This is a genomic window from Streptomyces sp. NPDC026377 (assembly GCF_055567715.1).
The window spans coordinates 1-12,447 of record NZ_JBVHPV010000006.1 but is presented as its reverse complement, the minus strand read 5'-3'; the positions used below and the strand labels follow the sequence as shown (position 1 = coordinate 12,447).

The 12,447-nt window shown below is 76.4% G+C and carries 8 protein-coding genes; 4 read left to right on the top strand and 4 right to left on the bottom strand.

Annotated elements, in window-relative coordinates; genetic code table 11:
* Positions 1–176 precede the first annotated feature (176 nt).
* From ACZ4MU_RS14605 to ACZ4MU_RS14590, 4 genes are read right to left on the bottom strand one after another with little or no spacing between them, the layout of a single operon-like run.
* Positions 177–1,070 carry a 5-oxoprolinase subunit C family protein gene (locus tag ACZ4MU_RS14605; RefSeq protein ID WP_467875578.1) on the bottom strand — a complete coding sequence of 298 codons (894 nt, stop codon included), beginning with the start codon at positions 1,068–1,070 and terminating at the stop codon, positions 177–179.
* Positions 1,067–1,687 (bottom strand): 5-oxoprolinase subunit PxpB, encoded by a 621-nt coding sequence (gene pxpB / locus ACZ4MU_RS14600; RefSeq protein WP_467876331.1) that lies wholly within the window; start codon positions 1,685–1,687, stop codon positions 1,067–1,069. Before pxpB ends, ACZ4MU_RS14605 begins: the two co-directional genes overlap by 4 nt.
* Positions 1,688–1,701: 14 nt before the next feature.
* Positions 1,702–2,472, bottom strand: a complete 771-nt coding sequence (locus tag ACZ4MU_RS14595) for a LamB/YcsF family protein (protein ID WP_467875575.1) — start codon at positions 2,470–2,472, stop codon at positions 1,702–1,704.
* Positions 2,469–3,746, bottom strand: a complete 1,278-nt coding sequence (locus ACZ4MU_RS14590; RefSeq protein ID WP_467875573.1) for an MFS transporter — start codon at positions 3,744–3,746, stop codon at positions 2,469–2,471. The genes ACZ4MU_RS14595 and ACZ4MU_RS14590 overlap by 4 nt, the downstream gene beginning before the upstream one ends.
* Positions 3,747–3,938: 192 nt before the next feature.
* On the opposite strand from ACZ4MU_RS14590, the gene ACZ4MU_RS14585 reads away from it, so the two are divergent.
* From ACZ4MU_RS14585 to ACZ4MU_RS14570, 4 genes are all read left to right on the top strand, one after another.
* The gene (locus tag ACZ4MU_RS14585) at positions 3,939–4,643 is read left to right on the top strand and encodes a GntR family transcriptional regulator (protein ID WP_467875570.1); all 705 of its coding nucleotides are present in this window, start codon (positions 3,939–3,941) and stop codon (positions 4,641–4,643) included.
* Between the two features lie 100 nt (positions 4,644–4,743).
* On the top strand, positions 4,744–6,267 hold the full coding sequence (locus ACZ4MU_RS14580) for a hypothetical protein (RefSeq protein ID WP_467875568.1): 1,524 nt from the start codon (positions 4,744–4,746) through the stop codon (positions 6,265–6,267).
* A 469-nt stretch (positions 6,268–6,736) separates the two neighbouring features.
* Complete coding sequence (locus tag ACZ4MU_RS14575; RefSeq protein ID WP_467876328.1) at positions 6,737–7,582, top strand: hypothetical protein; 846 nt, start codon at positions 6,737–6,739, stop codon at positions 7,580–7,582.
* 55 nt (positions 7,583–7,637) lie between these two features.
* Positions 7,638–12,447: coiled-coil domain-containing protein (locus tag ACZ4MU_RS14570; protein WP_467875565.1), on the top strand; the 4,810-nt coding region annotated here is incomplete at its 3' end.

Below are 12,447 nucleotides of genomic sequence, written 5' to 3'. Positions count from 1 at the left end.
GGATGACGGGGCGCTGGGAGTTCTGGATCGACCGGGGCGGCACCTTCACCGACGGGCGCGCTCGGCGAGAACCTGGTGGAGCGCGCGGACGGCCGCGTCGAGCCGCTGGACGGCGTGGACACGGTCGAGGTGGGCCCCAGGGACCTCCTGGTCGTGCGCACGCCCGGAGGCGGCGGCTACGGCTCCTGAGGGCCCCGCGCGACGGGGCGGCGGACGGGCGCGAACCGCAGCGGGGTACCGGGCGCGGCCTGCGCGGCGGCGGCCAGGTCGGCCGCGGCGACCACGCCCAGCACCGGATAGCCGCCGGTGGTGGGATGGTCGGCCAGGAACACCACCGGCCGCCCGTCCGGTGGCACCTGGACCGCGCCCCACACCATGCCCTCGCTCGGCAGCTCGCCGTGGACGGCCCGCTCCAGCGCCGGGCCCTCGGTGCGCAGGCCGATGCGGTTGCTCGCGGAGGAGACCCGGTACCGCCCGCGCGCGAGAGCGCCGAAGGCGTCCCGCGTGAACCAGTCGGCGCGCGGCCCCGGCAGCACCCGCAGCACCAGCTCGCCCGGCGGGCCCGGGGCGGGGGCCGCGTCCACGCGCGCGGGGCGGCCCGCCGGGGGCCCCAGGGGGAGCACGGCGCCGTCCGCGAGCGGCGGCGGGCCGAGTCCGGAGAGCAGGTCGGTGGAGCGGCTGCCGAGGACCGGCTCTACGGCGACCCCGCCGGCGAACGCCACATAGCAGCGCACCCCGCGTACGGCCGCGCCCACCTCCAGGACCGCACCGGCGGGCACCCGTACCGGCGCGCCCCACGCCTCCGGGCGCCCGTCGACGGTCACCGGGCAGGGCGCTCCCGTCACCGCGGCCGTGACGGTACGGCGGGGGCGCAGCGCGCATCCGTTCACCGTCGTCTCCAGGACGGCGGCCCCCACGGGGTTGCCCACGAGGCGGTTGGCGAGACGGCTCGCGGGCAGGTCGAGCGCCCCCGAGCGCGGCACGCCGAGATGGGCGTGGCCGGGGCGGCCCTCGTCCTGGACCGAGGTGAGCGCCCCGGGCCGCACCACGCAGAAGGCCCGGTCCGTCATGCGACGCCCAGCGGGACGAAGCGCACCCGGGTGCCCGGAGCCAGGAGCGCGGCGGGTTCCCGGCCCGGGTCCCACAGGACCGCGTCCGTGGTGCCGACGAGCTGCCAGCCGCCCGGGGAGGAGCGCGGATAGACCCCGGTGTACGGGCCCGCCAGCGCGACCGACCCGGCCGGAACGGCGGTCCTCGGCGTGGCGCGGCGGGGCACCGCGTACCGCTCGGGCAGCCCGGTCAGATAGCCGAAGCCGGGCGCGAAGCCGCAGAAGGCCACCCGGAAGGCGGCCGCGCTGTGGATGCGCACCGCCGCCTCTGGCGAGACGCCCCACACCGCCGCCACCTCGGCCAGGTCGGGGCCGTCGTAGCGGACCGGGATCTCGACCGCCGCGCCCGCGTCCGCGCGCGGCGGGGCCACCTCCCAGCCGGGCAGCAGCGCCGCCAGGCGCGCCGGGTCGTCCAGGCCGTCGAGCAGGACCGTACGGGCCGCCGGGACGATCTCCCGTACGGCAGGCAGGCGTCCGGCGGCGCGCCGGCGCAGCAGCTCGGCGTGGAGGGCCTCGGTGTCCTCGCCGCTCTCCAGCTCGACCAGGAGCGCGCGGTCGCCGACCGGCAGCGTACGCATCGGCAGGGCACGGCTCACGCGAACGCCTCCACCCGCACACCCGCGCCCTCCAGCTCCGCCCGCACCCGGCGGGCGAGCGAGGCCGCGCCCGGGGTGTCGCCGTGCAGGCAGAGCGAACGCGCGCGTACCTCGACGCTCCCGCCCGTGACGGCGTCCACCGTCCCGCTCGTGGCCAGGGCGAGGGCGCGCCGGACGACCGCGCGCGGATGGGTGATGACCGCGCCCTCCTGCCCGCGCGGGACGAGGGTGGCGCGCGCGGTGTAGGCGCGGTCCGCGAACGCCTCGGTGACGACCGGCAGTCCGGCCTTCGCGGCGCGCTCCAGGAGGCGCGAGCCCGGCAGCCCGAGCACCGGCACCGCGCCGGCCGCCAGACACACCCCCTCGACGACGGCCGCCGCCTGCTCCTCGTCGTGGACGACCCGGTTGTAGAGCGCGCCGTGCGGCTTCACATAGGCGACCCGGCTGCCGGCGGCCCGGGCGAAGACCTCCAGCGCGCCTATCTGGTAGGCGACCTCGGCGGCCAGCTCGTCGGACGGCACGTCCATGCCGCGCCGTCCGAATCCGGCCAGGTCGCGGTAGGAGACCTGGGCGCCGATCCGCACCCCGCGCTCGGCCGCGAGCGCGCAGACGCGCCGCATGGTGGCCGCGTCGCCCGCGTGGAAGCCGCAGGCGACGTTGGCGCTGGTGACGACGGACAGCAACTGCTCGTCGTCGGTCAGCTTCCAGCGCCCGAAGCCCTCGCCGAGGTCGGCGTTGAGGTCGATACGGGAGGGGACCTGGGTCACAGCAGCTCCTTGCCGCGGGTCTCGGGCAGCCCGAACAGGGCGACGACGGCCAGCGCGTAGCCGACCGCGCCCAGGGTCAGCGCGCCGCCCACGCCCCAGCTGTCGGAGAGGTAGCCCACGAAGGTGGGCAGGAAGGCGCCGACGGCCCGGCCGCTGTTGTACGTGAAGCCCTGGCCGGTCCCGCGCACTGCCGTCGGGTAGAGCTCACTGAGGAACGAGCCGAACCCGCTGAAGATCGCGGACATGCAGAACCCCAGCGGGAAACCGAGGACGAGCAGCAGGGTGTTCGCGCCGGACGGGATGTGCGTGTAGATCAGGATGCAGAGCGCGGACAGCACGGCGAAGAGCTGGATGTTCCGCTTGCGGCCCAGCCGGTCGCTGAGGACGCCGCCGGTGAGGTAGCCGAGGAACGCGCCGGAGATCAGGAACGTCAGATAGCCGCCGGTGCCGACGACGGTCAGCCCGCGTTCGGTCTTGAGGTAGGTCGGCACCCAGGTGGCGAGCGTGTAGTAGCCGCCCTGGACGCCGGTGGAGAGCAGCGTCGCGAAGAAGGTGGCGCGCAGCAGGTCCTTCCTGAAGATGGCGGCGAAGGAGCCGCGGGTGGAGTCGGCGGCGCGCCGCGCGGCTGCCTGGGGTGCGTCGCTGACGTTGCGCCGGATGTAGATCACCAGGAGGGCGGGCAGCGCGCCCGTCCAGAACATCACGCGCCAGGCGGTGCCGGCGTCCACGTAGTGGAAGACCAGCGTGTAGACGAGGACGGCCAGCGCCCAGCCCGCCGCCCAGGCGCTCTGCACCGCGCCCAGCGTCCGCCCGCGCTCCTTGGCCGAGGCGTACTCGGCGACCAGGATCGCGCCGACCGCCCACTCGCCGCCGAAACCGAGGCCCTGGAGGGCGCGGCAGACCATCAGCGTCTCGTACGTGGGCGCGAAACCGCAGGCCACGGTGAAGACCGCGTAGGTGATGACCGTGATCATCAGTGCCTTCACCCGGCCGATGCGGTCGGCCAGGATCCCCGCGAGGGCGCCGCCGACCGCCGAGACCACCAGCGTCACGGTGGTGAGCAGACCGGTCTGGCCGTGGTCGAGGCCGAAGTACGCGCCGATCGCGACCATGCTCAGCGGCAGGGTGAAGTAGTCGTAGGAGTCGAGGGCGTAGCCGCCGAACGCGCCGCCGAAGGCGCGCCGCCCGCGCGGGCCGAGAGCGCGCAGCCAGCCGAACGGGCCGCCGTCGCCGGGGAGTTCGTCCTGCTCCGGCTGGGCCTTGGTCGTGCTCATCTGCACCTCGCAGGGGGAGGGGGGAGGGTGCGGTCGAGAGCGGAGGGGTGGGGGCCCCGGGTGGGGTGCCGCCCAAGCTAGAGGATCGTTGAACAATCCGACAAGAGTCGTGTCGGCCCGTTCTTCCGTGACGGCGCTTCTACGATGGGGGGCAGTGCGTCGCCGGAAGCCCGGCGGGGGAGTGAGGTTGCCGTGGGGACCACCGGGTCCGGGGCCGGCGGGCTGGCGGACGACCGCCCGCTGCTCGGCCGCACCAGTACCGCCGAGCGCGTCGCGGACATCCTGCGCGGCCGGATCGCGGAGGGCTACTTCCCGCCGGGCGAGCGCCTGGCGGAGGACGCCATCGGCAAGGCGCTCGGGGTCTCGCGCAACACGCTGCGCGAGGCGTTCCGGCTGCTGACCCACGAACGGCTGCTGGTCCACGAGCTCAACCGGGGGGTGTTCGTACGGATCCTGGCGGTCGAGGACGTCGAGGACATCTACCGCACCCGGCGCCTGGTGGAGTGCGCCGTCGTCCGGAGCCTCGGCGCGCCGCCGTACGCGCTCGGGCCGCTGGACGCGGCGGTCGCGGGCGGGGAGCGGGCGGCCCGGCGCCACGACTGGCAGGGCGTCTCCACCGCCAACATCCACTTCCACCGGGAGCTGGTGGCCCTCGCGGGCAGCGCGCGCACGGACGAGCTGATGCGCGGGGTCCTGGCCGAACTGCGGCTCGCCTTCCATGTGGTGGACGACCCGAAACTGCTCCATCAGCCCTATCTCATACGGAACCGGGAGATTCTGGAAGCGCTGCGGGCGGGTGAGCGGACCGGGGCGGCCCGGTTGCTGGCCGACTATCTCGACGACTCCCGCGAGCAGTTGGTCCAGGCGTACGCGGGGCTGGTGGCGGACGCCGGCTGAACGGCGGGCGTGACGGTGGCCGAGGGGCGGCAGGGGCGGCCGGGCGGTGGTATCTGCGCCGTTTCGACCGTTGTCAGTGCGAGGACCTAATCTGTGCAGCGTGACTTCGCCTGCCTCGACGGAACCCGTTCCGCCCCAGCTCAGCGCGGGGCCGCGCCCCGCACAGGGCCCGGCCGCCGACGAGGGGCTGGCGCGACGGCTGCGCGCGCTCGCCTGCACCGCCCCGCTGCACGACCTGGACGTCCGCAAGGCGAACCTCGCGGGTGAGTACTCGGTCTACGCGATGGCGGAGGTCGCCCTCGCCTCGATCGACCTCATCACGCTGAACATGGACTTCGACACGGGCGCCGACCACGAGCAGATCGTGGCCCGGCTCATCCCGCGCGTCGCCGCCCAGGCGCCGGGCCGCCCGGCCGCCGAGCACGAGCGGGTGGCCCGCTGGGTCCTGGAGAACCTGATCAACGTCGGCAGCGTGGACCGGGGCTTCCGCGCGGTGTACGGGACGTTCGGCCCGGACGGCGTCTATGTCCGCCGGGACTACGACTTCAAGCTGATCGAGGAGGTCCCCGGATACGGGGGCAGCGTCTATCTGCGCACCACGGACGAGGCCGTGAACGTGCTGGTGGGCGCGCTCGACACGGACGTCACCAGCGCGCAGATCGCCGCCGAGGTGAAGCTGGAGGTGCTGATCAGCCGGGGCCGCCTCGCCGACGCCCAGCTCGCCGCCGAACAGGCCCGCTACCGGACCGTGCAGTACGCGGAGACGCTGCGCCGCACCCTGGAGGCGACACGGCGCAACGTCCGCGCGGTCGACTGGCTCAACGCGGTCCCGGACATGATCGCGGAGGCGCTCGACCACGTCGCCGACCGCTACCGGCACGAGAACGCGATCCTCACCAACATCCGCAAGGCGCGCGACGAGGCGGAGGAGCCCGAGAACAAGCGGCGGGCCGCCGAGCTCGTCGACATCGTCAAGGACTGCATCCGGCGCCACACGCAGCTGCAGTCGCGGCTGCTGGAGGCCGGGCCGCTCTTCCGGGCCGAGCAGGACCGCCAGGCGTTCGCGCGCCCGGCCACCCGGACCGGCCTCGACCTGTACGGGCAGCTGGTCGCGCCCCTGCTGCCGCTGCCGGTCGAGGACGCGTCGCGGGTGACGGACGCGTTCTTCGCGCGCGGGACGGGGCTGCGGACCCCGGTCTCCGTGCGGGTGGCCGACCTCGTCGACATATTGCTGACGCCGCCCATGGAGCGGGAGCACCTCGGCGCGGAGATGCCCGAGCCCGATCTGATCGCCACGCCGGACGACAGCCGCTTCAGCGAGGAGCAGCTGGCGGCGGCGATGGAACTGCTCGACCTGGAGCACGACGCTCCGCGCCGCCTCTCGGGCCTCCTCGCCGAGGCGCGCGGCCTCGACCCCGACCTGCCGTACCTGGTCGCCCTCCTCGCGGTCCACGCGGCGAGCCCGCCGGTCGGCACGGCCTACCGCCAGGGCGAGGAGCGCCTGCTGTTCGCCGTGGACGACGGGACGCAGCTGGACGACCCGGAGTTCGGCGGGGCGGACCTGATCGTGGGGATGGCGCGGCTGGACGCGGCGGGGATGGCGGCGGACCGGGAGGCGGCGTGATTTCCCCCACCCCGCCCCTTCCCGAGCCCCTCCGGGGGCGGGTGGGGGTGAGGGCGGTCCCCCGGGGACTTCGCCCCCGGACCCCTTTGCGGAGCCCGCGGCCCGCTTCTGTGTTGACCTGCGGGCCGGTGGGGGCCGGCCGCGCAGTTCCCCGCGCCCCTTGGGCAACTGCGGCCCCAGCCACCTCCAGCCCCTCGGGCGTTCGAGGAGCGGGGTCCGGGGCGGAGCCCCGTTCCTTCAGGGGCGCGGGGACCTGCGCGACCAGCCCCCACCGGACCCGCAGACGAACATCGGCCCCCCGGGCCGCCCGCCCTGGGCTTCGGGGAAGGGGCGGGGTGGGGACCCGCCCGCCGCAGGCGCCCCCCACCCGCACCGCACCCCCACCGCACAACCCACCCCCCCAAGGAGCAGACCCGTGACCGACCACCACCCCGAGCACGACCCCGAGGCCGGCGACGGTCCCGTCGACGTGCCCCGGGACGGGGGCGAGCGCCGGATCACCCCGGGCGACGCCGCCGACGCCGCCCGCCTCGTCGCCTTCGGCCTCCAGCCCAAACTGCTCCCCGCCCGCGACGCGGAGTACGCGGAACTGCTCCGCCGCCACCGCGAGGACCCCGCGTTCGCGCGCCTCGCGGACGCCATCGCCGCGGGGCTCGGCCTGGTCGTCCTGGAGGTCTCCCCCCGCGCCGGCATGGCCGTGACCGCCGCCGAGGACTCCGTCTTCGCCGTCCGGATGGGCGACTACGCCCGCCGCGCCGCCACCGACTCCGCCGACCGCTTCCTGCACGGCCTCGCCCACCTCGCCGTGGCGGCGATGGCCTTCCCCCGCCCCGAGGACCTGGCCGACGACGGCTACATCGGACGGATCACGGTCAACGGCGTCGACGCCTTCGTCCGCCAGGCCTGCCGCCGGCTGGAGGAGAAGGCCGCCGAACAGGGCGAGAACACCGACCCCGAGACCGGCGCCCCGGGCCTTGAAGCCGCCTGGCGCATCTATGCCCGGCGCAGCTCGACCGGCGCCACCAAGGACGCCCGCCGCCTCGCGGGTTCCACCACCGGCATCGTGGCCAAGGCCGTCGCGTTCCTCACCGAGTCCGGCTTCCTCCAGCGGACCGGCGACGACGCGGGCGGCGCCTACCGCACCACCGCCCGCTACCAGCTCCAGGTCCGCGACATGGCCGGCAGCGCCGCCCTCGCCGAGCTCCTGGAGCTCGGCGTCGTCGCGGTCAGCGACGGCAGCGCGACCCTGCTGCCGCCCCCGGACGGCGACGACCTCGACCTGGCCGCCGACGCCGGGCTCCCCTTCCACGCCTGACCGGCACCCGTAAGCCCCCCACGCCCATCCACCGCCACATCCACGAGAGTCCGCCATGTACGAGCTGTCCCGGGTCCGCCTCTACTCGATCGGTCCCGCCGGTGCGCGGTACGCCGACACCGTGCTGGACCTGCGAGGCGTGGGCGCGCCCGTGCCCCACCCGGCGCCCGCCCAGGCGGAGTTCTTCGAGGACGAGCCGGTCGGCCCGCCCCGCCGCCCCGCGCCCGCGGGCGTGCTCTTCCTGGAGAACGGCGGCGGCAAGTCCGTCCTGCTCAAGCTGATCTTCTCGGTGATGCTGCCCGGCCACCGCAACACCCTCGGCGGCGCCAGCTCCGGCGTGCTGCGCAAGTTCCTGCTCGCCGACGACTGCGGCCATGTCGCCCTGGAGTGGCAGCACACCCTCACCGGCGAGCTGGTCGTCGTCGGCAAGGTCAGCGAGTGGCGCGGCCGGCAGGTCTCCAACGACCCGAGGAAGTTCGCCGAGGCGTGGTACTCGTTCCGGCCCGGCCCCGGCCTCGGCCTGGACTCGCTGCCGGTCGCCGAGTCCAGCGCGATGCGCCCCGCCGCCGAGGGCGCCTCCGGCGCCCAGGGCAGGCGCCGCACCATGAAGGGCTTCCGCGACGCGGTCACCGAGGCGGGCAAGGCGTATCCCCACCTCGACGTGGTGTGGGAGGAGATCCACGACCGCTGGAACGAGCACCTGGGCGACCTGGGCCTGGACCCCGAACTCTTCCGCTACCAGCGCGAGATGAACGCGGACGAGGGCGAGGCGGCCGGTCTCTTCGCGGTCAAGAAGGACTCCGACTTCACCGACCTGCTGCTGCGCGCGGTCACCGACACCCGTGACACCGACGGCCTGGCGGACCTGGTCAGCGGCTTCGGCAACAAGCTGGGCAGGCGGGCCGAGCTGACCGCGGAGCGCGACTTCACCGCGGGTTCGGTGGACCTGCTCACCAAGATCGTCGAGGCCGCCGAGACCCGCTCCCGCGCGCGCGACGTCCACACCGGCGCCGAGCGCCGTACCCGTACGCTCGCGCGCAGGCTCTCCGCGCGCGCCGCCCAGGAGCGCGGGCGCGCCACCGACCTCGCGGGCCGGGTCACCGCCGCCGCGCACACCGTCACCGAGGCCGAGCAGGCGCGCGGCCGCAGCGCCCTGATCGCCTCCGAACTCGCCTACCGCCACGCCTCCCTGGCCCTGGCCGTCGCCGAGAAGGCCGCCACCGCCCAGCGCCGCGAGCTGGCCGACGCCCGTACGCTGCACTCCGCCTGGCAGGCCGCCGAGGCGGTGCTGCGGCACCGGGCCGCGGCCGACCGCTCCGCGCGCGTGGCCGCCGCCATCCGCGAGGCCGAGCGGGACGCGGCGCCCGCGCTCGCCGCCCGCGCCACCGCCGCCGCCGATCTCGTACGGGCCCTGCACACCGCCGCCGAGGACGGCGAGCGGCTCGCGGCCGAGGAGGAGGAGCGCTCCGCCGCGCTCCAGGAGGCGAGCGAGGCGGCCCACCGCGACGCCACGGCCGCCGCCACCGACGCCCAGCGCGCCCGCAGCGAGGCCGGGCATCTGCGCCAGCGTCTGGCCGAGGTCGAGCAGGAGACCGCCGAGGCCGTGCGCGCGGGCTGGCTGGACGACAGCGCCCCCGACGCCGACCCGGCCAGGGCCGCGCTCGCCGCCAGCGACGCCGAGAAGAGCGCGGTCGCCGCCTGGGACACGGCCCGTGAGAGCGCCCGCGCCACCGCCGACCGCGCCCGCGAGGCCGCCGCCGCCGAGGCGCGCGCCGAACTGGCCGCCGCCCGCGCCCAGGACGCGGCCGAGGCGGCGGGGAACGCGTACGACGCCGAGCGCCGCGCCGCCGAGTCCATCGCCTCCGAGGAGCGCCTCGCCGAGCTCCTCGGCCTGCCGTCCGCCCCGGCGGCCGGGGTCCCGCAGCCGCGCAACGCGACCAGGTACGCGGCCGAGGCCGTCCACGCCGCGGTCCGCGGCACCCCCGCCTCCTTCGCGCCGGGCGGCGCGGACGCCCCGCTGACCGCCGAGGAGCTGGACCGCCAGGCCGACGAGCTGCGCAAGCTCCTCGACCAGAACATCGCCTCCGCCGAACGGCAGCTCTTCGAGCTGCGCACCGCCGCCGCCGACGACTCGCGCATCCTCGGCGCGCTCGGCGACGGCGGACTGCTGCCGCCGGGCCCGGACGTGCTGGCCACCGTGGAGTACCTGGGCGAGCACGGCATCCCGGCCCTGCCGGGCTGGCGCTACCTCGCCCAGGCCGTCGACCCGGCCGACCACGCCTCGGTGCTCGCGGCCCGGCCCGAACTGGTCGACGGTGTGGTGATCACCGACCCCGCCTCGCACGTGCGGGCCCGCGAGGTGCTGGCCGGGGCGGCGCTGCTGCCCCGCTCGGCGGTCGCCGTCGGCACCGCGGCCGCGCTGCTCGCCCCGGTGCCCCGGCAGGGCGAGGGCGCGGGCGACGGCGAGGTCTTCCTCGTCCCGCCGAACCCCGCCATGCACGACGAGCACGCCGCCGACGAGGAGCGGCAGGCCCTGCGCACCCGCGCCGCCGCCCGTGACGAGGAGATCCGCGCGCTCGCCGCCCGCCTCGCCGGTGACCGGAGCCTCGCCGCGCGGCTCGGCTCCTGGCGCGCCGACTGCCCGCCCGGGATGCTCGACGAGCTCGCCACGGCCGCGCGGGACGCGCGCGAGGCGGCCCGGACCGCCGTCGAGGAGCTCACCGAGGCCCGTACGGCACGGACGGAGGCCGACGAGGCCGCGGCCGAGGCGGCCCGGGTCCGCGACGAGCGCCAGGAGGCCGCGCAGCGGGCCCGCCGCGCCGCCGACGCGCTGGCCGGGCTCGCCTTCCGGCTGCGCGAGCGCGCGGGCTGGCAGGCCACTTTGCGCGAGCTGGTGGACGAGGCCGCGGAGTCCGAGGCCCGCGCCCAGTCGCTCCTGGAGCGCGCCCGGGCCGCCGACGAGGACCGCCGCGCCGCCCAGCGCGCCGCCGACGACGCCCACCGCACCTCCCGCGCGCTGCGCGCCGAGCGTGCCGAGATCGCGGGCGCCCCGGAGAACCTGCCGGAGCCGGACGCGGACGCGCCGAGGACCGCGCTGCCCGCCCTGCGCGAGGCCTACCGGGCCGCCTCCCAGTTGTACGAGAAGGTCGGCGTCGGCGCCGACCTGCGCGCCGAGCAGGCCCGTGCCGAGAGCGACGAGAGCGCCGCGCTCGCCGAGCTGGACCGCCTCACCAACAAGGTCCGCACCCGTGCCGCCCAGCTGCTTGAGGGCACCGACGGCGCCGACGGCCCGTCCCGGCAGGCCGCCGCCGCCCGCGCCGAGTCGCTCGTACAGCTCCTGGAGACCAGGGCGTCGGCGGCCAGCGAGCAGCTGGGCCGGCTGCGCGGCGAGGCCGAGCGCCTGGCCCCCGAGGACGGCGCGGCGCACACCGAGCTGCCCGAGGAGCTGGTGCCCGGCGACGCCGAGCAGGCGCAGGCCCTGTTGCGGACGGCCACGGGCGAACTCGCCGCGCGCACCGCCGCGCTGGAGACCTCGCGCGCCGCGCACGCCGAGCTCCTGACGGCCCACCGCGCCGCCGAGGACGCGGCCGGGGGCTTCGAGGAGACCGCCGCGCTCCTGCGCGATCTGCTCCGCGACCACCAGCAGGAGGAGGACGAGCAGGAGAGCGAGCCGTTTCCCGGTGACCTCGCCGAGGCGCGGCAGTCGGCGGCCGAGGCACGGCGTTCGCTGCGCGGCTGCGCCACTGATCTGTCGGCCGCCGAGGCCGCCGTCCGCGAGGCCTCGGACATCCTGGTCCGGCACGCGAACGCGACCCGTTACGAGCAGGTGCGCACCCCGGCCCGCCAGCAGATCCGGGAGCTGCCCGCCGTCGCGCTGCCGGAGCACGCGGCGGCGTGGGCGGCGGCGTTCGCGCCCCGGCTGCGGGTCCTCACCGACGAGCTGGAGCAGCTGGAGCGCAACCGGGACTCGATCGTGGACCGGCTGCGCGGGCTCGTGGAGTCGGCGCTGACGACCCTGCGCTCGGCCCAGCGGCTCTCGCAGCTGCCGGAGGGGCTCGGGGAGTGGTCGGGGCAGGAGTTCCTGCGGATCCGCTTCGAGGAGCCCGACCAGGCGACGCTGACCGAGCGCCTGGGCGAGGTCATCGACGAGGCCACGCGCGCGGCCGTGAAGAAGAACTCGGACATGCGCCGGGACGGGATGTCCCTGCTGCTGCGGGGGGTCCAGGCGGCCCTCGAACCGCGCGGCATCGCGGTGGAGATCCTCAAGCCGGACGCGGTGCTGCGCGCCGAGCGCGTCCCCGTGGGGCAGATGGGCGACGTGTTCTCCGGCGGGCAGCTGCTCACCGCGGCGATCGCGCTGTACTGCACGATGGCCGCCCTGCGCAGCAACGACCGGGGCCGCGACAAGCACCGCCACGCGGGCACGCTCTTCCTGGACAACCCGATCGGCCGGGCCAACGCCACGTACCTCCTGGAGCTCCAGCGGGCCGTGTCGGACGCGCTGGGTGTACAGCTCCTGTACACCACGGGCCTGTTCGACACCACGGCGCTCGCGGAGTTCCCGCTGGTCATCCGGTTGCGCAACGACGCGGACCTGCGGGCGGGGCTGAAGTACATCAGCGTCGAGGAGCACCTGCGGCCGGGTCTGCCCGCCGACCCCGACGGGTCGGTGCACGGGGAGATCACCGCGACCCGCATGTTCAAGAAGCCGGCGTGGGGGGGGGGGGGGCGCGGGGGCCCCCCCCCCCCCCCCCCCCCCCCCCCCCCCCCCCCGGCCCCCCCCCCCCCCCCCCGGGGGGCCCGCCCGGGCCGGCCCCCCCCCCCCCCACGCCGCGCGCTTCCTGACCGCCGGGTTCCCGGCAGCC